General features: G+C 39.9%; 18 protein-coding genes. 10 read left to right on the forward strand and 8 right to left on the reverse strand.

Annotated features, from left to right (window positions below):
• Positions 1-177: 177 nt before the first annotated feature.
• Entirely contained in the window at positions 178-3,594 is a 3,417-nt protein-coding gene (locus CAL6303_RS09165) for a hybrid sensor histidine kinase/response regulator (protein WP_015197565.1), read from the forward strand.
• Positions 3,595-3,650: 56 nt separating this feature from the next.
• On the opposite strand, the gene CAL6303_RS09170 is transcribed toward CAL6303_RS09165, so the two are convergent.
• The gene (locus tag CAL6303_RS09170; protein WP_015197566.1) at positions 3,651-5,420 is read right to left on the reverse strand and encodes an ArnT family glycosyltransferase; all 1,770 of its coding nucleotides are present in this window, start codon (positions 5,418-5,420) and stop codon (positions 3,651-3,653) included.
• A gap of 258 nt (positions 5,421-5,678) precedes the next feature.
• Complete coding sequence (locus tag CAL6303_RS09175; RefSeq protein WP_015197567.1) at positions 5,679-6,185, reverse strand: DUF29 domain-containing protein; 507 nt, start codon at positions 6,183-6,185, stop codon at positions 5,679-5,681.
• 162 nt (positions 6,186-6,347) lie between these two features.
• Here CAL6303_RS09175 and CAL6303_RS30265 point away from each other — a divergent pair, with 162 nt between their 5' ends.
• The 4 genes from CAL6303_RS30265 (at position 6,348) to bchI (ending at position 9,665) form a co-directional block, all read left to right on the forward strand.
• Positions 6,348-6,524 (forward strand): hypothetical protein, encoded by a 177-nt coding sequence (locus CAL6303_RS30265; RefSeq protein ID WP_015197568.1) that lies wholly within the window; start codon positions 6,348-6,350, stop codon positions 6,522-6,524.
• A gap of 151 nt (positions 6,525-6,675) precedes the next feature.
• Complete coding sequence (locus CAL6303_RS09180) at positions 6,676-7,416, forward strand: creatininase family protein (protein ID WP_015197569.1); 741 nt, start codon at positions 6,676-6,678, stop codon at positions 7,414-7,416.
• A gap of 10 nt (positions 7,417-7,426) precedes the next feature.
• Positions 7,427-8,386 (forward strand): S66 peptidase family protein, encoded by a 960-nt coding sequence (locus CAL6303_RS09185; protein ID WP_015197570.1) that lies wholly within the window; start codon positions 7,427-7,429, stop codon positions 8,384-8,386.
• Positions 8,387-8,546: 160 nt separating this feature from the next.
• Positions 8,547-9,665, forward strand: coding sequence for a magnesium chelatase ATPase subunit I (gene bchI, locus CAL6303_RS09190; protein WP_015197571.1), 1,119 nt, complete (start codon positions 8,547-8,549; stop codon positions 9,663-9,665).
• A gap of 519 nt (positions 9,666-10,184) precedes the next feature.
• Here bchI and CAL6303_RS09195 read toward each other — a convergent pair.
• Positions 10,185-10,514 carry a nuclear transport factor 2 family protein gene (locus CAL6303_RS09195; protein WP_144051018.1) on the reverse strand — a complete coding sequence of 110 codons (330 nt, stop codon included), beginning with the start codon at positions 10,512-10,514 and terminating at the stop codon, positions 10,185-10,187.
• A gap of 364 nt (positions 10,515-10,878) precedes the next feature.
• Between CAL6303_RS09195 and CAL6303_RS09200 the strand changes: the two genes are divergently transcribed.
• Positions 10,879-11,709, forward strand: coding sequence for a CPBP family intramembrane glutamic endopeptidase (locus CAL6303_RS09200; protein ID WP_015197573.1), 831 nt, complete (start codon positions 10,879-10,881; stop codon positions 11,707-11,709).
• Between the two features lie 189 nt (positions 11,710-11,898).
• On the opposite strand, the gene CAL6303_RS09205 is transcribed toward CAL6303_RS09200, so the two are convergent.
• Together CAL6303_RS09205 and CAL6303_RS09210 are read right to left on the reverse strand one after the other, a co-directional pair.
• The gene (locus CAL6303_RS09205) at positions 11,899-13,311 is read right to left on the reverse strand and encodes an exosortase-dependent surface protein XDP2 (RefSeq protein ID WP_015197574.1); all 1,413 of its coding nucleotides are present in this window, start codon (positions 13,309-13,311) and stop codon (positions 11,899-11,901) included.
• A gap of 431 nt (positions 13,312-13,742) precedes the next feature.
• Entirely contained in the window at positions 13,743-15,332 is a 1,590-nt protein-coding gene (locus CAL6303_RS09210) for a photosystem II high light acclimation radical SAM protein (RefSeq protein WP_015197575.1), read from the reverse strand.
• A gap of 470 nt (positions 15,333-15,802) precedes the next feature.
• On the opposite strand from CAL6303_RS09210, the gene CAL6303_RS09215 reads away from it, so the two are divergent.
• Positions 15,803-16,189 (forward strand): DUF1830 domain-containing protein, encoded by a 387-nt coding sequence (locus tag CAL6303_RS09215; RefSeq protein WP_015197576.1) that lies wholly within the window; start codon positions 15,803-15,805, stop codon positions 16,187-16,189.
• Between the two features lie 322 nt (positions 16,190-16,511).
• Here CAL6303_RS09215 and CAL6303_RS09220 read toward each other — a convergent pair whose 3' ends face one another.
• Both CAL6303_RS09220 and CAL6303_RS09225 read right to left on the reverse strand, forming a co-directional pair.
• On the reverse strand, positions 16,512-16,838 hold the full coding sequence (locus CAL6303_RS09220; RefSeq protein WP_015197577.1) for an SH3 domain-containing protein: 327 nt from the start codon (positions 16,836-16,838) through the stop codon (positions 16,512-16,514).
• Between the two features lie 56 nt (positions 16,839-16,894).
• Positions 16,895-17,638 carry a L,D-transpeptidase gene (locus tag CAL6303_RS09225; protein WP_144051020.1) on the reverse strand — a complete coding sequence of 248 codons (744 nt, stop codon included), beginning with the start codon at positions 17,636-17,638 and terminating at the stop codon, positions 16,895-16,897.
• Positions 17,639-18,376: 738 nt separating this feature from the next.
• On the opposite strand from CAL6303_RS09225, the gene CAL6303_RS09230 reads away from it, so the two are divergent.
• From CAL6303_RS09230 to CAL6303_RS09240, 3 genes are all read left to right on the forward strand, one after another.
• Complete coding sequence (locus CAL6303_RS09230; RefSeq protein WP_015197579.1) at positions 18,377-18,934, forward strand: hypothetical protein; 558 nt, start codon at positions 18,377-18,379, stop codon at positions 18,932-18,934.
• A gap of 62 nt (positions 18,935-18,996) precedes the next feature.
• Positions 18,997-19,752, forward strand: a complete 756-nt coding sequence (locus CAL6303_RS09235) for an ATP-binding cassette domain-containing protein (protein ID WP_015197580.1) — start codon at positions 18,997-18,999, stop codon at positions 19,750-19,752.
• Between the two features lie 39 nt (positions 19,753-19,791).
• Positions 19,792-20,583: a Uma2 family endonuclease gene (locus CAL6303_RS09240; RefSeq protein ID WP_015197581.1), complete on the forward strand. Its 792-nt coding sequence runs from the start codon at positions 19,792-19,794 to the stop codon at positions 20,581-20,583.
• A 6-nt stretch (positions 20,584-20,589) separates the two neighbouring features.
• On the opposite strand, the gene CAL6303_RS09245 is transcribed toward CAL6303_RS09240, so the two are convergent.
• Positions 20,590-22,413, reverse strand: a complete 1,824-nt coding sequence (locus CAL6303_RS09245; RefSeq protein ID WP_015197582.1) for an ABC transporter ATP-binding protein — start codon at positions 22,411-22,413, stop codon at positions 20,590-20,592.
• Between the last annotated feature and the right edge of the window lie 17 nt (positions 22,414-22,430).

A 22,430-nucleotide genomic window follows, 5' to 3' on the forward strand; every position in this document is an offset into this window, starting at 1 on the left:
ATTGCAGCTTTTTGTAACGTAAGTTGTATTTTTTTGTTGTTATAGTATCGATTTGAATTGAATTGAATTTTTTTGTAAAGATATGGCATCTAAGCCACAACACCATTAGCGATTTGGGCAATCGGTGGGGTTAGGTGCTTGAAATCTTATTTTAGACTTAATCCATGCCTTAACCTAATGTTACATTATTCACTTTATGAGTTTATTTTAAGTTTGCCTAGTTGCCAAGGGACATTGAGATTGGCGACTATTTTGGAGATGTTTGAGCAAACACAGTGCGATCGCATAATTGTTTTAAACGAGGAAAATATTCCGATTGGCTTACTCAATTCTGCTTGTTTGCTACGAAAATTATTATTGCTTCCTGAGGTTGATTTACAGCAACAGTTAGGAAACCTCCTAAATGGAAGTTTAAACGGGGAATTTATTGAACCGATTCAAGTTATCTCAGCTAAAACTAAATTTGAGGATTTTTGCCAAATCCTGAAGCAAGAACATAGTGATCACAAAAATCACCATGATTTAAATTGGATAGTTGTTGATGATGCTGATAATCGGTTACTAGGAGTTCTCGATAGCCTGCGGATATTGAAATATATCTCTCAACAAACCATCACAAAACAGCAGCCACAGCGAAAAAAACAGCTTTCAACGGCAAAATCTAGCCCCAGTCAACGCCAAAAAGCGAAATTACCTACACCTGCTTTGAATGTCCCCAGCAAAGTCAGCAGCAGTCACCAATCCCCCCATCAGCATCCATTGATTCAATTATTGGAGCGCTTACCTTGGCCCTTAATGCTGCAAACTACAAGTGGTGAGGTGGTGACACAAAACCCAGCTTGGTGGCAACAGTTGGGTATGTTAAAAGATCCTGAAGGAATTAGACAAGAAGTGGAAATGGTGCTATCTCCGTTTTCTCGACAACAACAGGAATATACACCTGATTTAGTGCCGCAAGCTTCTCAATCGGTAGGTTCTTCTACTAAAGTAGCGCCTAGTTCATCACCACAGGTATCTCGTACCAAAAGGGCAACCAAATCTCAGAAGGTTAAACCTGTTGAAGTTAATGCGCCAGGACGTTGTTTTTTAGATAATGAGTTAGGTACTTGTACCTGTGTGGTGGAAGTGCAAAGTGGACAGGAACGGGTGTGGCAATTTGCCAAAATTCCCTTGGATAGTCCAGAATCTAAGGCTTACGGCATTGATTATGAAACAACATTTACCCCCGCTGAAGCCATTCTTCATGCGAATTTGTGGTTGATGTTGGCAACAGATGTTACCGAAAAACAACAGCTTTGTAAAGAATTGGCAGCCAAAAATGCCGATTTGATTCAACTTAACCGTCTCAAGGATGAGTTTTTAGCCTGCATCAGCCATGAGTTGAAAACACCGTTAACATCTGTTTTGGGGTTGTCACGGTTACTAGTGGAACAGCAACTAGGAGAACTGAACGAACGTCAAGCCAGATATGCGGGGTTAATTCATCAAAGTGGACGGCATTTGATGACCGTTGTCAATGATATTTTAGATTTGACCCGGATGGAAACCGGGCAGATGGAATTGACACCCGCCACTGTTAATATTCAGGTAGTATGCGATCGCGCGATCGCAGAAGCCAAGACAATTCATCAACAAAGTAGCAAAGCCCCCATTGGTAGTTCCTCAAATTCACCCACTCACCAATTTACCCTCAACATTCAACCAGGTTTGGAAGAAATCGTTGCCGATGAACTCAGATTAAGACAAATGTTAGTCCATCTATTTTCCAATGCCTTAAAATTCACCGAAACAGGTGGTAAAATTGGTCTTAAGATTAGCCGTTGGGAAGGCTGGATTGCTTTCACTATTTGGGATACAGGAATCGGAATTCCAGAACATCAACAACACCTAATTTTCCAAAAATTTCAACAGTTGGAAAATCCCCTAACTCGACAATTTGAGGGGACAGGTTTGGGATTAGTACTTACCCGTGCTTTAGCACGACTCCATGGTGGAGATGTCAGCTTTCTTTCCCGCGAAGGTAAAGGTAGCCAATTTACCCTTCTTTTACCCCCAACTCCTGCCAAAAATTCCTTTACAGATCAACAGGTACGGCGTTGGTCGGCTTTTAACGACAGTAATATTAGTAACCAGAATAACACCGTAAATTCATCTAAAAATGCCGGCTTATTTCGGGAAACATCCAAACCATCACAAAACAACAATGACGTTTTCTGGGACGAAAACGAGGATTTAATCCTCCATGGGAAAGTCCCTCTGTCTCAGTCTGTACCCAATTCCAATTCATCACAACGTCTAGTTTTAGTCGTGGAAGCAGTGGGACGATATATTGAAGATTTAACAGAACAACTTACAGGTTTAGGTTATCGCGTCGTCATTGCTAGATCAGGTTGTGAAGCGGTGGAAAAAGCTCGACGTTTACAACCCAAAGCCATATTCCTCAACCCTTTGCTACCTTTGTTATCAGGTTGGGATGTGTTAACTTTGCTCAAATCTGACTCAGCAACGCGGGGAATCAAAGTAATTGTGACTGCTACTGCCGCTGAAAAAGAACAAGCATTTACAAATCGTGCTGATAGTTTCTTGAGTTTGCCTGTTCAACACCAGATGTTAGCACCAACCTTAGAAGCTTTGCAAAGCTTGTCCGAACCGAAAAAATCTGGTAAAGATCAACGGGAAACCATTACAACTAATAATCCTCTGCGGATTCTTCGGTTAGTTGAACCAGATATGGAGTCAAATTCGCAACCATTTCTTTGCGAACATCGCATCATTGAAGTCGATGATTTTGAACAAGCTGATGTTTTGTCGAAAGTGTGGGAGTTTGATGTCATTTTGTTAGATGCTGAAAATCAAACGGCATTAAATTTTCTGGAAAAAATAGCCAAGCGTCCCCGTTTATCCGGTATTCCCTTAGTTACCTGTACTGTTGAAACCACTCAAGCTGCTTCACAAATTGAAGGACTTTCAGTGTTTCCATGTTTAGCATCATCAGAAAATGAACATATTTCTGATGTTGGTAAAACCGAAGCTTTATTATCGGTACTGCAAATTGCCGCTGGTGTGTGCTGTCCCCCAAGCATTTTAGTGGTAGATTTAACAGTATTACCAGATTTGCCGAAGGCTAAACGGGGAAATCTCCGAAAAAATGTTGAACTGGAATTATTCCCAGGATTACAACCCTTGACTGTTTCCCATGGTTGTGAGTGGTTTCAAGCTTTGATTCAATACCTACAAACAGCGGGTTTAAAGTCTTCTATGGCTCGTTCTTGGGCAGAGTTACTGCAACAAATCCGTCATCGCAGCATTGATCTATTACTGGTGTGCCTAAGTGAATCTACAGATGAAAAGCAGATTCATTCAGCTATCACAGCTTTGAGCAAATTGCCATTTAAACTCCCACCAGTGCTGGTTTTAGATCGACGTGTCAGTGATGAGGAACCACTAACTCTGTCTGAATCTATGCAGGTAGCTATTAGTTCACTGACAAGTAAGGATGATAATCCCTTTGATTCACAAACTCAAGTATTGCCACGTTCAACTTCCATGGAAGAATTACTGAATCGGATTAATTTGGGTTTAAAGGGATATTGAATCAGTTATCAGTGAACAGTGAAGAGTAAACAGATTTCCTGTTTCCCTTTCCCTAACTACTGTTTTTTACCCAATCTGACTAACTCATAAACACCGCTTTTACCCAAGCTAGTGTAATCTTTGGGTTGTAGTCCCATTTGCGGGATTTTCGGTGATTGGGTAATGAGTAATAAAGAAGCTAATTGATTTGTAGTTTTGCTGTTGATGTAATCTTTACCCCCAGGAGTTGTTCTGATGTAGTTAACAGAACGACCTGTGTAAAATACAACACTTGGTTTTTTAAACCCTACCATAACTAACTCATCTTGGGGCTGTTTGTTTTGGAGTGCGATCGCTGATAATTGCCGTAGGGGTAATTGTCGTTGTTCGTCCAGCAAAAATAGGGCTGGTGTGATGACGATGAGCAAAAATAGGGAAAATGCTGCTAAATTTACACCCAAAATAGTTACCCACTGACGACGTATGACAAAAAACGCTAGTATCAATCCACATACCAGCCAAATTACACCCCCAATTGTCGTCAAATTCGACTTTTGCAAAGCTTCCCCAAAATTTGGTAGCGCAGGATCACTACCCAGCATTTGCGGGACGTAAAATAAAACTACTCCCAGAGTAATTATGAAAGCTACATTCACCCAACCACTAACTCTTAACCAAAAGTAATTTGGTGCATCTGAAGAGTTTGGCAGCAACTCAGCCCAAAGTAAAGCAATCAGAATTGCCGCAGCTGGCATTAAGGGTAAAACATAACTGGGAAGTTTGGTAATGGAAACGGTAAAAAAGCCAAACACACCCAAAAACCAGAATACAGCGAATAGGGGTAATTGATGCGATCGCGTTTGCGAACTCCACCAGCTACGTCGCCAAAATTTCAACCTGGCGATGGCTATTGGTAAGTAAACTGAGTAGGGAGCAAAAAGTAGTAATACGACTAAAAAATAAAAATACCAAGGTGCTGAATGTCTATTGACGACACTTGTAAAACGTTCAACATTATGGTATAGAAAAAAAGAATTAATAAAACTCCAACCGTTACGCCAAGTTACCAAGATGTACCACGGTGCAGCTAAAACTAGAATAGTTAAAGTGCCGAGAATTAGGTGCATTTCACCCATAACTTCTCGCAATTTTCCAACATAAAGTAGGAAAGCAGCAATAATTAAACCAGGTAAAACAATACCCACAGGACCTTTTGTTAAAATTGCCCCAGCAACGAATATATAAAAAAACATATACCAATTAGTTTTTTTCCGATTTTCTTCTGGGGAAGTTGCATAACCCAAAAAGAAACAGAATAAACCTGAAGCAATACAACCAGTTAATAACATGTCAGAAACACCCGTGCGTCCCCAGATAATCATCTCTGGAGTGAAACATATCACCGCACCGCAGAAAGCAGCAGTTACCCAGCGTTTAGTTGGGGAAGAAATCCCAGTTAAATTATCCCGTTGCAACTGGTACCACTGCAACACATAGAAACTCAAACCCACCACCACCATAGCAGCGATGGCACTAGGTAAACGTACAGCCCACTCATTTACCCCTAGAATAGAATACGCGATCGCTTGACACCAATAAATCAGTGCTGGCTTATCAAAACGAGTCTGATTATTAAAAAATGGCGTAATCCAATCACCCCTCACCAACATCTGTCGGGAAGCTTCCGCAAACAAAGGTTCAGTTTCATCAACCAAACCCACACTTCCCAAATTCAGGAAGAACCCTATCCCCCCAAATACCGCCAACCATAACACAGAAAGCATCACAGCAAGGACTGGACGCTTGTCAAGTTCTCGAAAAAACTGCTCAAAACCTCGATTTTTCATTAGTAGCCAAAAGCCATTAATCAATAGTCAATAGTCAACATTTAGGCGACATAAGTCAATAGTCGTGGTTAAGATTCAATTGGTTGCATTACTTTTTGAGATATATTTTTCAGTTAGGAACGTAAATTTAATAGCCTGTAATCATAACTAAACTTGGAATGGTGCGTTACGCAAGGCTTTTCTTGTAGCTTGCTTCCCGTAGGGTATGCCGTCAGGCTATACACACCCTACTGTTGCACTTTATTTAATCCACATTCCTTATTGGCGATTAACTAACTCGCTAGGTTCACCAGGATAAAAGCTATTGCTAAAAATATCTTCCAAATCATAGGGACATTCTAAGGGAAAAGTTTCCTCAGGTAAATCAGTTTCTCCCATTGCCAAATCCCTAGCATTTTCATAGGCTTCTACTAACCCATCATCAAGATAGGATTTTAAACTAGGATTATCTTGGAGTAAACGTAAAGTATCACGACGTTGAATCCGAAGAGTTGCCAACCAGCTACGACTACGACATTGGGGTTGAAACTGCCATTTTAATAAATGTCCAACCAACACACTCAAACGGTTACGTAGTTCTTGACGCTGCTGTTTACCCAAAGACTCAATTTCCTCAATCACATTTTGCCACTCAATTTGATTCCACTGCTGCTTGCGAATCAAATCTACTTGCTGCTGTGTCCATCCATAAAAATCAGTTTCGTAGAGACTGGGTGCAGACATTGGTATATTTGCCATCTGCGGATTAGTTTCGGGTATTTGCATAAAATTCCACTTATATGATGGAAGAAATAGTAAAGAGTGGTGCGTTATGTTTCAAGCTATTATCAAGCGTGGAGCGGACTAAATCCATCATGCGATCGCGCAAGCGAACCGTAACTTTATCACGCTAAGATAATATTTGCATATAAAGCAACTACAATTCCAATGACAACTAACAAGCTACCTAAAAAGAAAGATGAAAAAACTCCAATTCCCCAGCATCCTCTGGCAAAGCTTGCAGGTAAGTTTGAAGGTGAATTTTGGGAAGATACAATCTTAGAAATTCAGAAATTTCGAGAGCTAGAAAAGCAAGATATCAATAATATTTTAGATAGTAAATAAACCTCGTCTATCTTGAGAACTGTAGTTTTCCATCAAAACCTTGAGATTGCTTCCTTACGTCGCAATGACGCATTTGAATCGCTCAAAAAACTCCGGTTCTATAATTTATATGTAAAAATTAACTAGTATATTGAACACCATTAAAATAAAAATGCGATTACATCTTAGCACTTGGCAAGAAGTCGAAACTTACTTAGAAACTTCAAAAGGAATTATTATTCCTATTGGTTCTACTGAACAACATGGACCTACGGGATTAATTGGTACTGATGCTATTTGTGCAGAAGCAGTAGCTTATGGAGTTGGAGAAGCAACCCACGCAATCGTTGCACCGACAATTAATGTGGGAATGGCACTACATCACATAGCTTTTCCCGGTACAATCAGCCTACGTCCTAGTACCATGATCAAAGTAATTTCTGAACAGATTACTTGTTTGGCAAAAGTTGGTTTTAACAAGTTTTATTTTATTAATGGACATGGGGGAAATATTGCGACTTTAAAAGCGGCATTTTCCGAAACCTATGCTGAGTTAGAAGATTTACAAATAGCAAATGCAACTCAAGTAGAATGTCAAGTAGCTAACTGGTTTATGTGTGGTTCTGTTTACAAGTTAGCTAAGGAATTATATGGAGATGAAGAAGGTTCCCACGCAACACCCAGTGAGGTTGCATTAACTCAATATATTTACCCGGAAGCGATTAAAAAAGCACCTTTGAGTGAAGAAGTTGGCAAAGGACATAATATCTATGGTGCCAAAAACTTTCGCCAGCGCTACCCTGATGGCAGAATGGGTTCTAATCCAGCTTTAGCAACACCTGAGCATGGAAAAATGTTTTACGATGCAGCAGTGAAGGAATTAAGTCAAGGTTATTTAGAGTTTGTCGGGTAGAAAAGACTGAATGCAAGCAAAAATTTCCAATTGTGAACCTCAAATTAAATCTCAAATCATGATTCCCCCAGCACTACAACCTGGTGATTTATTACGCGTAATTGCCCCTAGTGGTGCTTTGCGGGAATTAGACACATTTTCGCGGGGTGTAGAGGTTTGGCGATCGCGTGGTTATACAATCGAGGTAATTCCCCAGATAGATGACAGGTGGGGCTATTTAGCTGGAACCGATGACAAGCGTCGTTTCCATCTGCAAACAGCATGGGAAGATCCAGAGTGTAAAGGGATACTTTGCGCGCGGGGTGGATTTGGCTGTACGCGAATTTTGGAAGATTGGGATTGGAACAGGTTAAAAAATCCAAGTTCAACACCAACTTTAACCCCTAAGTGGTTAATTGGTTTTTCTGATATCACAGCTTTATTGTGGAGTCTCCACCAAGTTGGAATTTCCGGGGTTCATGGTGCAGTATTAACAACCTTAGCAGCAGAAGCCGAATGGTCACAACAAAGGTTATTTGATTGGGTAGAAGGAAAAGAAATTCCCCCATTACAGGGTAATGGTTGGGGTGGAGGTATAGTTGATGGTGTATTGTTACCTGGAAATTTGACAGTAGCAACCCATCTTTTGGGAACCAAATACCAACCCAACTTTGATGATGTGATTTTAGCTATCGAAGACGTATCAGAAGCACCCTATCGAATTGATAGAATGTTGACACAATGGCGAATGAGTGGAGTCTTAGCTAAAGTGCGGGGTATTGCCATCGGCAGATTTAGTCAGTGTGAACCACCGGCAAATATCCCCAGTTTTAATGTGATGGAAGTATTACGCGATCGCTTATCTGATTTAAACATACCTATTGTGTCAGATTTACCCTTTGGTCATGATGGTAATAACGCAGCATTACCCGTCGGAGTCATGGCAAAACTAGATGCAAATCAAGGAACTTTGGCAATACAGAAAAACTAGAAAATACAAAGATCGGCAGAAAAATAGTTCTCAACAGTATATAAATACTTCCCCCTGCTCCTCTGCTCCCTCGCTCCCCCTCTTCCTTCCCCCCTATTTCAAAATCCATTGCTATGGCACAATATAGACGTAATAAGAGAATATATTTAAAGGTAATTTAGTGAGTTCAACTGCTCAGACTACAGCAAACACTCGCCGTGTCGTGTTTCCATTTACAGCAATTGTCGGTCAAGAAGAAATGAAATTGGCACTGCTGTTAAATGTAATTGACCCCAAAATCGGCGGTGTCATGATTATGGGCGATCGTGGTACGGGAAAGTCAACTACTATCAGAGCTTTAGCTGATTTGCTCCCAGAAATTCCCGTAGTGGAAAATGACCCCTTTAATAGTCATCCTAGTGACCCAGAATTGATGGGTGATGAAGCTCGTAACGCCCTTCAGCAAGGGTCAAGTCTCCCAGTGGTGCAAAAAAAGGTACAGATGATTGACCTACCCCTAGGAGCCACCGAAGACAGAGTTTGCGGCACTATTGATATTGAAAAAGCATTATCAGAAGGTGTCAAAGCTTTTGAACCAGGACTTTTGGCAAAAGCGAACCGAGGAATTCTCTACGTTGATGAAGTCAACTTACTCGACGATCACCTTGTCGATGTCCTCCTAGACTCCGCTGCAAGTGGTTGGAACACAGTCGAACGGGAAGGAATTTCCATCCGTCACCCAGCCAGATTTGTTTTAGTTGGTTCCGGAAACCCCGAAGAAGGAGAACTACGTCCCCAACTATTAGATCGTTTCGGAATGCACGCCGAAATTAGAACAGTGAAAGCACCTGCACTCCGAGTACAAATCGTAGAACAGCGTTCAGAATTTGACCAAAATCCCCTCCCATTTTTAGAAAAATGTCAACCAGAACAAGATGCTTTACAGCAAAGCATCATTAATGCTCAGAATTTACTACCCTCAGTCAACATGGACTATGAACTGCGGGTAAAAATCTCCGAAGTTTGTTCTGAGCTAGATGTAGATGGGTTACGCGGTGATATCGTCACCAACAGAGCCGCCAAAGCTCTCACTGCTTTTGAAGGTCGCACAGAGGTAACAATTGATGATATCCATCGCGTAATTACACTGTGTCTACGCCACCGTTTACGGAAAGATCCCCTTGAATCAATTGATTCTGGTTCCAAGGTGGAGAAAGTCTTCGGGCGCACCTTCGGCGTAGAAGTTGCGGAAGATACATCATCTAAAAATGGTACGGGTGTTAAAGCTGGTGCAAGGTAATAGATTTTTGGCAATTTCCCCTACAAAACTTTTAGGAATGTGGATTAAATAAAATACAAATGTAGGGTGTGTAAGACGCACGACTGTACTCATTTTGATCAACAATCTAAATCCGTCGTAACGCACCAACTAGCTGGTGCGTTACGACAAACTCTCACTAACTCAAACCCCCAAATCCTTACGTAGTCGTAACACACCCTACTTAATATTTATTTAATAAACACCCTCTTAAAACGAATATATTTTAAAGACTTTTGATGTACTCCATAGGCTTACGATTTAGTTCACAAAAAGTCAGTGTAGGTAGTTCACTCTAAAGTTAACTATTTATATACTTAAAAGAGGATTATTTCGTATTTATTTCCTCCAATCGGGTTTTTAGAACTTTAGAACTCATTATGGTTCATTTAGAACAGGCGGTCACGACTTGATACGAAACATGATGTGAGGTTTTACCTTCATAGTTTGGTTGTTGGTAATGTGTTAAGTCGGAAATTGGAAGTAGGATGCTCACCAGTGCTACTCTGGTAGGCTTTCAACTGGCTCCATGTACAGCCGCGCCCATGCAATCGTGTTTTCTCTTAGTCCAACAATGACAACGCCTCGCATATTGAATTCTGTGCTGTTTATATGTTTTCCTTGCCAATGCCACTCCGACCAACCCATGTCACCAGCGATCGTATGGGCAATCAATTTTGCTTGGAGGTCAGGAACTTGAGCAAAGATGCCAGTCCAGTTCTTTCGCACCTGTTCTGCGCCAGTGACGTTTTGCTTCGGGTGTAGTGGCTGTTCACCCACAAAGTCATTAGCAAAGCAGTTCACGAACGCATCAATGTCATGAGCAATCAGATTTCGAGAAGCAGTTCACAAGATCTATGCGATCGCTATTGAGATTCGATGCTTCAGCAACCTACGTAATTAATTCTGGCTTCAAGTAAATGTGCAGGGTTGACTCACAGGTACTCTTTTGCTGACAGTGCCAGTAGCTCGGCTGCCCCGCTGAAGTAAAAATGCTTCTCTTAAGCAAAGCGTCTGTAAAGAAAACAACCCATAAAGAAGTGTGACATTTATCTGGAAAAGCTGAAGGGGCGACGAGTTATGTTTTTGTGGCACCAAAAGGTAAGGTTCCGTGTGATTTGAACGATATTTTGTTCAAACGGTCACGATATACTTCAAAACTTGAGCAATAAGTATTTATTTATATTTTATTGATATGAATCTGCAACTTTTATCCCAGCGATCAGCACCAGTTAGAATTTTTATATTTTTATCTATACTGGGGATTTCTGCTCTACCTTTAGTAATATCTGTATATTTACTCCTAGAAAAAGCAAAAATTGATACTAATTGGGCAATGTTATGTTTTGCCTTGGGATTAATTATTCTTCTACCCTGGTGGAATAAATATATTCACCAACAACCAGACCAATTTCAACACTATGGATTAGAAGTTAGTCGCCAAAACGGTGTTGAACTTCTACGGGGTTTAGCCATTGGCTTAATTAGTATTCAAATCTTATTTGTGCTTCAAGGTTTGCTTGGTTGGTTACAATGGCAACAACCCAATTCTTCGATATTTAGATTTATTTTGGAAGCAATTCCCACCGCTTTGGGAACAGCTTTAGCTGAAGAATTACTTTTTCGTGGTTGGATATACGATGAATTAGAACGAGACTACAAACCAAATATAGTTATTTGGGCAAGTTCGCTAATTTTTGCTGTGTCCCATTTCCTCAAACCTCTTCCAGAAATTATTCGCACTTCACCACAATTTTTCGGCTTGTTGCTATTAGCGTTGACTTTAGCTTGGGCAAAACAAAATCATCGGCGACGTTTGGGTTTATCAATCGGTATCCATGCAGGTTTAATTTGGGGATGGTATGTAATTAATGTCGGTAAATTAATTAAATATTCAGGTACAGTACCGCAATGGGTGACGGGTGTTAATGATAATCCACTAGCAGGAGTAATGGGAATTATATTTTTGTTCCTATTGGCTTTGTGGATGCGTCAGAGTAGAAAAAACAATCTCACAAAACAATAAAACTGTAAAGATATTATTTTAGATGATCTCTCTACAGTTTTATGGAACTTACTCAACTAGCAGATTAATAAGGGTAGTGTTTGTGAAGCTTTGAGTAATTATGTAGTCTAAATTAGGGTTTTTAGTAGTGCACCAAGGCTCAATCGTAACAATGTAGATCTAAATATTTTCTAGCAGAATCAGCAGCTTTTAAAGAAGAGACATTTTTCTAGATTTCTGATTACGACGGTAGAAGTAGGCAATCCCACCAACTACTGCCAAGCCGAATAAGTTGGAAGATTCGGGGACTTTTCTGCGTGCGACAACGCCAACAATATCAGCACCGCTATCTGCTACCCCATTACCCTGAAGAAGAATCCCATATATACTCTTGACCCCAAATTGCTTGAGATTAACACCCCAAGAACCGACTTTTTGAGTGTTATTAATTTCGAGAGAGTTGATATCAAAACCTGCATAATTACTTTCGCGGTTGGCTATGTCAGTTTTTGATGTTTCAATTTTAGATTGAGTAGTGCTGACTTGACTTTCAAGCAGTTGCAGATTTTTGGTTTGTGTTTCTAATGCGGTATTTTTTGTCGTTAATGTATTTTGGGTTGATGTTAAGCTATTGTTAGTACTGGTTAATGCTTTTTTGGCGTTATTCAGTTCTGTATTTGCGGTTGATAGCTGAGAATTTAGATTTCTTCTATCTCTATTCGATAAGCCTCTTACAGCTAACTGAGCATTTAAACTATCAACTTTTGACTGAGATGTTTGAACATTACCTTCCAGATTTGGAATTTGAGATGTTAAGGTAACGATTGTATTATTTAGAGTATTTATTTCTTGTCTGGTAGTAGCTATTTGAGTTTGAGATGTCGGAATATCGATAGATGAGAGTTTTGTCAATGTTGTTTGTAAGTTAGACAAATTATTTTTTTCTGTACTTAGTCCTCCTGTGCGTACAAGTTTAACTGATTGTCCAATAACTTTACCTTTTTCATCAACCGCTGAAACGGTAAGATCGCTATTCATTCCTCTTTCCCAGAAGAATAGACTATCCAATCCTGTATTATCTTGAGTAATTTTTTGATCGAAGAACATTTTCATCGAAAAGAAGCCATCATCTTCCCCATCAAGAAAAGTACTGAGATACTTGTCATTGAATACTTCTTTTACCTGATCATTTGTTACATCTTTAGTGCCAGAAACTAGTATACTAGAGGTGCTATTGTCAGTTTTCTCAGTACTGAGAGAACCTGTATTATTTATTGAGCCACTTCCTGTTTCTCCATTGCTTCTTGTACCTTTAGTTTGATCTACTTTGGTGGTTTTAGTCCAATCAATCTCTACATTTTTAATACTGATGAAGCTGTCAAATGTTTCACCATTTTGAGTAATGGAGTTAAGCTCTATATCTCCTTTTGAACCACCTATTTGAGTAAAGTTAGTAGTAAAAATAGCCGCTTGAGAACTGTTACTAATACTTAAGAAAGTACCAATTGTTAGAGCAAGCGTCGCTGAAATATTTTGTATTTTATGTTTTTGTAGTCTCATGATCTTATACCAGAGAGAATTATTTATCTGTCCATCATCTCTGTAGTTAATCAAAAAAAACATCGGTGATAAGAACAGAAATATATAAAGACTATGGTGGGTATTTTCCTGATTGCTTTGAAATTTAGATAAATTTAAACTTAAATTTATAGTTCCTATGTAGTGCTATTTTAAATATAAATATTTGATAAACTTAAAATGCTGTTTTATCGGGGAAATCACTCCTTATCTGTTAATTTGTTAATACTTAAATAAAATGCTAAAGGCGCATGGTTTAGAAAACCACGCACCTATACTCAAACAAAATTATCTATAGAGAACTCCACAAAAAAGATGATCCAATATTGTGGGATAGGCAGCGTTCGATGCTTCCTGAGCCTGTCAAAGGACTGAGCGCTCACGCCGAAGTCTTGCCTGTTCTTGTATTAGTAGCAGGCAAGATGCCTACAAGAAATTTTGAGATATTTTTTATTTGGAAGTCTCACATAGTTTTTCTAAACGCTAACTAATTGTTTTGTTTTTGGCTCAATTGGTGCTGTGAGTGCCTCTTCTAAAGGCGCACAACCAAATCTAGTCTCCAGAATATTCATTACTTCTCGTCCAAAGTCGTTGGGATTTTGTCGCCAAGCTTGTAAGCAAACTTCACCAAATAAAGAACCGAGAGGTTCAGGATTCCATAGCAGTTTTTTGGCTGTCCACGGCATCAAACTCATTGGATCGTAACCTGGTTTGAGAATATTTTCCTTAAAGGCATATTCTTCCAGGTGTGTGTGAGGTTGTAAACCAATAAAGAAAATAGCAGGTTCAACTTTATCTGCGCCAAATATCCGTTCGAGTTCGCGGTGGTATGCTATGGTTTGCCGGATGGTTTCGGGACGTTCATCAATCACATTAAAGGAGTAATTGACAGAAACTAAATCGTTAAATCCTGCTGCTTTTAAATCGCGGCAGTTTTGCAAAACTACGCGGAGATTGTAACCCATCCGCATTTTTCTGACCAACTCTTGGGAACCACTGGTAATACCTATTTCAAAGTAGTTCATCCCAGTTTTTACCATTAAATCGCATAATTCTGGGTTTAAATTATCAGCCCGAATATATGCAGCCCATTTGATATCTGTCATGCCAGAATCAACTATTTTTTTGAGTAATTCTATGGCATCATCGATAAACTTTTTGGCTGGAATAAATTGGGCATCGGTAAACCAGAAGTTACGAACACCACGGTTGTAGAGTTGGCGAATTTCGTTGACTACTTCATCGCTGGGATTAATCCGGACTTGTTTTCCTTCAACAACTGTGTAGACACAATAACAGCAGTTATGGGGGCAACCTCGCTTGGTTTGAACACCTATATAAAAATCTTTCTCTTGGAGATAGTAGCTAAATTCCGACCAAATAGTTTCGATATAGTCGTAGTTACAAGCGCTTTTTTCCAGTGGTGTAGGCTGTTCATGGATTAAGCGATCGCGTGGACGATCTTCCCCTACAACGTAGCATCTTTCATCCCGGAATTCTTGCCCACCAAGTATTTTTGTGAGCAAGGTTTCACCTTCACCCACCGAAACTACTGTCCCTGTTGGCAAACTTTTACCCAATTGCTCATAAAATACACTAACTGCACCACCGCCAACAATCACACGGGCTTCCTGATGGTAACTTTGGGCACGTTTTAGCCCTCTTTTAATTAAACCTAAGTTACGCCACAATTCCACATAGTAAGCGGTAAAAATCCGTAAACCGCCCAATGCACCCCGTAATTTGATTAAGGGGTTCTTAGCATAATAAAATTCAAAGGCATTTTGCAGTGGGTTTCCGCCTCTTCCACCCACCGGTGCATAAATTTGAATATCCCGCCACGAAAATACTAATAGCGTCGGTTTAAATTCATCTACGCATTGCTCTAAAGCTGAAGCATAATCTAAAGGTGGCACAGTTCCCAAATCAAAAATCCGCTGTTCGATATTGGGAAACAACTTATGAACATGATCGCTTAGGTAGACAACTCCTATCGGGAAGATGGGGTTGCAAGGAAGGCGAACATAAAGAATTCGGTTTTCCAAAGTGGCTGTTTGAGCTTCCATCTTGCCGTTGTGCTGGGGTAAGTGAAATAGGCTCTTAAACTATGAAGTTTAAGATTGTTTTGATTTATGTCGTTAATCTAATTTTACTTGACATCTAAGTTTATTGTTGATATCCACAGATGATTTATGGAAAATAGGACTTACCCAAAGGGTCTGCCGTAGTTAGGCAGGGGAATTGACCCCCAAATTTTGTTAATTAAATTTTATGCTTTTTTGCTTGCCAAGTTCTGGTAGAAAGCCTTAGAATTTATCTCCATATAATGTGTAAATAAGCAAAAAGCACATTCCTTTACCAAAACTTCATATTTAATTATATATCTAAAGATGTATTGAAAAGTTTTCCACTCCTTTAGGTAGATTTTTTGCACAAAATATAACAGATGGTAGTCGCAGTTACAGTCATTGGGGATCAGTGAGTGCTAGTTTTGCAGGTGTAATGTAAAATTGTGGCGTAAAGCTCCTCAGCAGTTATGGCTCAAATTTTAGACTCTCTACCACCTGAGCAATCTGGAAAGATTCTCTGCTGCTACGTCAATGCCACGAGTAAAATCCAGGTGGCACGCATCACCAACATTCCAAATTGGTACTTTGAACGGGTAGTATTTCCCGGACAGAGGTTGGCATTTGAAGCACCTCGTGCGGCTCATTTAGAAATTCACACTGGAATGATGGCAAGTGCGATTTTGTCAGATAATATTCCATGCGATCGCTTAGTTATTAGTGAACCAAGTGATCCTGAGCCAGAAACGAATTCAACAACGGAAGATGAAAATACCTGTAAAAATACAATTGCACCATCAATTGATAACAGTACTGGGGATACACCAAAAAATTTTAAAATTGCTGGTTTAGTATAGGCTGACTTAAAAATAATTTACCAAAATTAATATAAAGGGTTGCTGAATTCAGCAACCCTGTTTTGTCAGCAAGTAACAAATTCTCCATTGACATTTTTATTAGGACATTTATCTGTTCCCTGTTCCCTGTTCCCTTTTACACAAATATTTATGTCCTAAGCGAGATGCCCACTGCTATAACTGGTGACTGATTACCAATAACTGGTTATTGAAGCACATCAACCGTAGGGATATAGCGTATTGCCAAACCCCTACGGTGTTGTTTATTTAGCTGAAAATGGCTGTCATCATCTGCGTATCTGATGACATATTTGCGGAAAATCTAGCGAGTGCAAACGTAATCAGAACGAACCCATCCAGAATTTCCTCTGTAGGAAACATTGAACCAGCGGAAACCATCTCTACTACCGGTACTATCTAATACCTGAATATTTCTGCCATGAGGAATTTGGCGTATTTGGTTATAGTCTTTGCCAGCGCCAGTACGTAAGGTTAAACTACTGCTTGTATTGTTGGTGCATACGTAAGCTGTGTAGCCGTTGCTAGAGCGAGATATGCGACCAATTCCTGGACCCATTTCTTCGGCTGATGCGGGTAATGCTGCTGCGGAAGAAAGAATTAATGAGGCAGCGACGATATACTTAAACATGAAAAGATGCTCCCTAATTGCATTTTTATGAAGTGAAACCAAAAAAAGTGAAATATCTACTTGATTGCGACATCAAGGAACTGAGGTTTATAAGTACGGACGTATTTCAATACTTCGCTGAATTCATCTCTAGTTTGTAATCCGATGCACCCTGATGTGCCATCTTCACCGTTGTTTTTGTTAAAAGACGGGTCATAATGGATACCCAGTGCGGAGCGACCAGTACGAAATAGTGGCTGTATTGGCAAGAAGCGATCGCCTGCTTCGACAATCGTACCGGGAGTCGTTGATTTGGCGACCCGATATCTACCATCTGGTAGTGGTGCTTCTGTACCAGAGCGATGTCTGTCTCTGTTTTGAGTGTTTGCTCGTCCAGCGACAATCATGTACGAATTAACTTCTTGCCCATTAGCAAAAAGACTTAACTTATACATTGGATTTCCCAGTGCATTAGTTTGACCTGTAGGCAGAAGCTTCATGTAATTACCTGTTGTGGCTGAATACTTTTGGGATTTTGAATTACCCTTGGTAGATTTTTCAGCTTCTACAGAATTTGAGACATCTGATAAATTGCCCACAGGTGAAGTAAAATCATTTTTATCTTCTTGATTTACAGACAAATTAGTATTGTTATTACTCAAATTATCTGTAGTAGAAGATGCGATTTTATCAGGAGATTTTTCGGTACTTTTTGCTGATTGTTGGTTATCTAATACTTGCGGTGACTTGAGTTGTGCATTGGCACTGCAACTTGCAATAGCCACACAACTCAAAGACATCAGGATGAATCGGAACAACATGTAAATTTTTAACTGTTTGGTCTTCTCAAATATAAATTTGCATCTCCATGATTAGCCTGAGCAATAACTCTGATTTTTATGGAATCACTATTTATGTGGAAACTAGGATTAATTTAGATGATTGATAAGTAGAACATCCTGTAATACTTAGATTTTGCTCTGAACGCATATAACTATTTTACGTAATATTGCATGTTCCAAATAGTCTGCATAAATTTAATTATTAATTGTCAGGCTTAATCAGAACAACTAAAAATCAAGTTTTTAGAATTGGCGATTATAAAGTTTTCAATAAATATATCAATCAGTATGCATATTTAGATGTTATGTATATTTACTGTTTTTGTGCTGCATTCATGCAAAAATAGTACTAAGCCTTACTTATTTTGAAAGCTGTAAGAGACTTCCAAATAAAAAAATATCCCAAAATTTATTGTGGTGCAGGCATCTTGCCTGCTACTAATACAAGAACAGACAAGACTTCGGCGTGAGCGCTCCTTTACCTGCGGTACACTTCGTTCCGACTAGGCTCAGTACAAGTCAGTCCTTACCTCCGGTACACTTCGTTCCGACAGACTCAGGAACCATCGAACGCTGCCTATTCCACAATATTGGATCATCTTTTTTGTGGAGTTCTCTAAGTACCCTAAGAAGCTTATGAGAAGGAGATTCACAACCTCTGTTGAAAGCAGTGAACCCGTTAAAATGGTAAATGAAGATAATCAAACCTAATTAGCTATGACAGACAACTTAGTTATTAACTCTCCATCGGTTTTTCGGCTTTCACCTTTGATCCGAATCACTCTGTTGTCTTTGTATGTTGCCCTAACTTTGCCATTACCTTTTTTAGCAGATTTCACCAATGCACCAACACCCCCCGCTTTACTTTGGGTAGGTATTGTGATTGGTTTGGTAGCACTATATGCTGTGTTATGCGAACGTGTATTGGTTGATGAGGAAGGAATTCAAGTTACATATCCAAAGTGGATTCCCCAATTTTTTCGCAAGGGTTGGTTATTACCTTGGGCAAATGTGAAAGAATTGAAGCCACGTAGTACAGGTCAAGGTGGTTTAGTTTATTATTTCTTGAGCAATGATGGTAAAGCTTATTTGTTACCGATGCGGGTAGCTGGCTTTTCCCGTTTGGTGAAGTTGGTACAGGAAAAAACTGGCATCAATACTAGTGATGTTTATCCATTATCACAGCCTTGGATGTATGGAATTTTACTATTTTTCACATTTTTGCTATTGTTAGTCGATGTCTGGACTATTGCAGTGGCATTCGGGCAGAATTAGGAATCTAAATTGCTAAATCATTAATTAAAATACAGTAGTGAAAGTTGAATAATACAGCTTCCGTGGCTCTACTAAAGCTAGAAAATGTCAGTTTATCGACGCAATTACAGCAAAAAACTCAAAAACGGGGAATTAGCCTACCTGGTTATCGGATTTTAGAAGATATTTCCTTTGAAGTTGCAGCAGGCGATCGCATAATCGTTACAGGTGCCACTGGTGCAGGAAAAACTTTTTTGCTACGTTTACTCAATCGCCTCAGCGAACCCACTAGTGGTAAGATTTTTTTCCAAAACCAGGATTATACCCAAATTCCTGTGATTCAACTACGTCAACAGATTGTGATGGTGAATCAGGAAGTTAGATTATTGGGAATGACTGTAAAAGATGCATTAGCTTACCCGTTAAAACTTCGGGGTTTAGCAAAAGCAGAGATTCAACAGCGAATTGCTTTCTGGGTTGAACAACTGCAAATACCTGATGGTTGGTTAGAAAGAAACGAAGTCCAACTATCTTTAGGGCAGAAACAGCTAGTAGCGATCGCACGGGCAATTATCACCCAACCACTAATTTTACTTCTAGATGAGCCAACTTCAGCCTTAGATGTTGGCACCTCAAAACAAATAATAGAAATATTAAGTCAACAAACACAAACAACCATCATTACAGCAACTCACCAATTTGAACTATTTCAGCAGTCATGCGATTGCTTATTATATTTAGCTAATGGTCGGTTGATATCTAATCAGCCAGCAAACCAAGTTGACTGGGTAGATTTAAAAGCCAAAATTACCCAAGCTGAGACTGAAGACGACTTTTAAACGCGATAATAATCTCAAGCTAAGTCAACCAAAACCCCTATGACTTCTACTCCAGAAACATTCTCTCCCATAATACCTACAACTTTTCCTGACCATACGCAACTACCAGAGTCAGATGGAACTTTCGTGAAAAACTTTCAAGAACATCCCCAAAGCATCTTACTTACAGATTCCATTACTCCCACACTCCAAAGATTACACCCAAACGGTGACTACGCCATTGGTCAAGATTGTGGTATTTACTGGAGAATGACCGATCCACCAGAAAAAGGTGCAGAAGCACCAGATTGGTTTTATGTGCCTAATGTTGCACCACTAATCAACAATGAAATTCGCCGATCCTATGTTTTGTGGCAAGAAATTATTCCCCCGCTCATTGTTTTAGAGTTTGTTTCAGGAGATGGTTCTCAAGAGCGAGATAAAACCCCTTGGACGGGTAAATTTTGGGTTTATGAGCAAGTCATCCGACCAGCTTTCTATGGCATTTATGAGGTGAGTAAAAGCCAAGTGGAAGTTTATCATCTCATCGAAAACCGTTACGAATTACTTCCACCAAACCAAAGGGGACATTTTCCCATACCTCCCCTTGGTATAGAATTGGGGATTTGGCAAGGTCAATATCAAAATCTTACCTTACCCTGGTTGCGTTGGTGGGATAGTGAAGGTAATTTACTATTAACAGGTGAAGCACGAGCCGAACAAGAAAAAGAACGAGCGGATACAACAGAAACTTTGCTTCAGGAAGAACGCAAACAACGGCAGTTAGCAGAGCAAAAAGCAGAAATTTTAGCTCAAAAATTGAGGGAGATGGGTATTAATCCCGATGAATGATGAAAGTCAAACAACAACGCTACTATCAGCTTGCATTTGTGATTGCCAAGATTGAGCATACAACCCATCTTTAGCTAAAAGTTGATTGTGAGTACCTGATTCTACAATTTGACCTGAGCGCATAACATGAATAATATCTGCCCGCATGGCTAAAGTAAAACGGTGAGTAATCACGATTGCGGTGCGGTTTTTAGCTAAAGCGCGGAATCTTTCTAACCAATCATGTTCAGCCCAAGGATCCATAGCGCTGGTTGGTTCATCAAGTATAATCATTTGAGCGCGACGGAAAAATGAGCGGGCAAGTGCTAATCTTTGCCATTCACCACCACTTAAATCATTCCCACCAGGAAACCATTTCCCCAGCATCGAATCATAACCTTGGGGTAATCGGGTGATTGAATCATGCGCTCCGGCATTCTTTGCTGCTAATGTAATTTCATCTATATCTGATACTGCTGACAAGTTACCCATAGCGATGTTTTCGGCAGCAGTCACGAAAAATGGTACGGGAGATTGGAATAAAACGGTGATTTGACGGCGAAGTTCATCAATTGCAAAGTTACGAATATCAACACCATCAATTTCGATGCTACCAGAAGCCGGATCGTAAAAACGACACAACAACTTAATTAGGGTACTTTTACCAGCCCCATTATCCCCCACGATGGCAATAATTTTCCCTGCGGGAATCGTCAAATTAAAGTCTTGGAGAATAGCGCGATCGCATCCGGGATAAAAGAACGTAATATCGTTAAATCGAATCTCTTTAGTAAATTTGGCAGGTACGGGAATCGCTTGAATCGGATCGATTACTTGGGGTTGTATCTGCAAGAATTTGAATAAATCTTCAATAAATAGAGCATTTTTATAAATTTGTCCCAAGTTACTCAACACAGCCTGCATCAAACCTTGTCCCTGGTTAAATGCCTGGTAAAATAGAGCCAAGTCACCCAGTGTCACCAAACCCAGTAACACTTGTCTCCCCATCACACCAAGCGCGACAGCGGTTATTGCCAGTGTCACCAACCCAGCTAACAGCTTGCCAAAAGCTTGATCTCGCACTAACTTAATATTTTCACCACGTAACCGTCGTCGCAAACTTTGATACGCAGACTGAAAATTTTCTCCTAACTTAAATAGCCGCATTTCTGGCGCAAAGCTGCTTTCAGTTAGCAAAACTTCGTAGTATTCCAGCCATCTACGGTCAATCGTGGTTTTTCGCCACCAGCGATGGTAGCGCTGATTTAACTGTAAAACTACATATAAGGCTGGTAAAGAACTAAACAATAAAAACAACGGCAGCCAAATCCCATAGGTCAACAACACAGCCGCCATCGTCAGCAGCGTGATGCTATTTTGCGCCAAACTACCCATATTTTCCAGCAAAGCCAGAGAACGTCCACCAGCACCACTACGCGCCCGATTCAAGTTATCGTGGTATTCAGAAGACTCGTAGCAACCCAAATCAATCGCCATCGATTGGGCATGAACTAAACTACTAATATGGTCTTGTACCAACTCAGATTGAGCCGTCCGCACCCATTCTGTCATACTTCCGAGAATTTGGGTTATTAGTAAAACAAGCGCCATCAGTCCCGCTGGAATAATCACAGCTTGGATGTTATCCCAAGCGATTCCCGTACCAACCGATTTAACTAAACTATTTACCAGCCAACCTGTTAGATAGACTGAGGCAGCAGGGAGTAAACCTTGGATGAGTAGTAAAGTTATCCAGGCTAAAGTCCAATTGCGCGATGCATTCCAAACTAAATTTAAAGTCCGGGATAAATAAGATATTCTTTTTAGATTACGATTTAATTTAACAAACAAGGCTTTATCACCTCACA

It is taken from the genome of Calothrix sp. PCC 6303, from assembly GCF_000317435.1.
Classification (GTDB): domain Bacteria; phylum Cyanobacteriota; class Cyanobacteriia; order Cyanobacteriales; family Nostocaceae; genus PCC-6303.

What these genes read in the sequence shown, in the direction of transcription:
- CAL6303_RS09165 (WP_015197565.1), top strand. Translation starts at nt 178, where the DNA reads ATGTTACATTATTCACTTTATGAGTTTATTTTAAGTTTGCCTAGTTGC.
- CAL6303_RS09170 (WP_015197566.1), bottom strand. Translation starts at nt 5,420, where the DNA reads ATGAAAAATCGAGGTTTTGAGCAGTTTTTTCGAGAACTTGACAAGCGT.
- CAL6303_RS09175 (WP_015197567.1), bottom strand. Translation starts at nt 6,185, where the DNA reads ATGCAAATACCCGAAACTAATCCGCAGATGGCAAATATACCAATGTCT.
- CAL6303_RS30265 (WP_015197568.1), top strand. Translation starts at nt 6,348, where the DNA reads ATGACAACTAACAAGCTACCTAAAAAGAAAGATGAAAAAACTCCAATT.
- CAL6303_RS09180 (WP_015197569.1), top strand. Translation starts at nt 6,676, where the DNA reads ATGCGATTACATCTTAGCACTTGGCAAGAAGTCGAAACTTACTTAGAA.
- CAL6303_RS09185 (WP_015197570.1), top strand. Translation starts at nt 7,427, where the DNA reads ATGCAAGCAAAAATTTCCAATTGTGAACCTCAAATTAAATCTCAAATC.
- CAL6303_RS09200 (WP_015197573.1), top strand. Translation starts at nt 10,879, where the DNA reads ATGAATCTGCAACTTTTATCCCAGCGATCAGCACCAGTTAGAATTTTT.
- CAL6303_RS09205 (WP_015197574.1), bottom strand. Translation starts at nt 13,311, where the DNA reads ATGTTTTTTTTGATTAACTACAGAGATGATGGACAGATAAATAATTCT.
- CAL6303_RS09210 (WP_015197575.1), bottom strand. Translation starts at nt 15,332, where the DNA reads ATGGAAGCTCAAACAGCCACTTTGGAAAACCGAATTCTTTATGTTCGC.
- CAL6303_RS09215 (WP_015197576.1), top strand. Translation starts at nt 15,803, where the DNA reads ATGGCTCAAATTTTAGACTCTCTACCACCTGAGCAATCTGGAAAGATT.
- CAL6303_RS09220 (WP_015197577.1), bottom strand. Translation starts at nt 16,838, where the DNA reads ATGTTTAAGTATATCGTCGCTGCCTCATTAATTCTTTCTTCCGCAGCA.
- CAL6303_RS09225 (WP_144051020.1), bottom strand. Translation starts at nt 17,638, where the DNA reads ATGTTGTTCCGATTCATCCTGATGTCTTTGAGTTGTGTGGCTATTGCA.
- CAL6303_RS09230 (WP_015197579.1), top strand. Translation starts at nt 18,377, where the DNA reads ATGACAGACAACTTAGTTATTAACTCTCCATCGGTTTTTCGGCTTTCA.
- CAL6303_RS09240 (WP_015197581.1), top strand. Translation starts at nt 19,792, where the DNA reads ATGACTTCTACTCCAGAAACATTCTCTCCCATAATACCTACAACTTTT.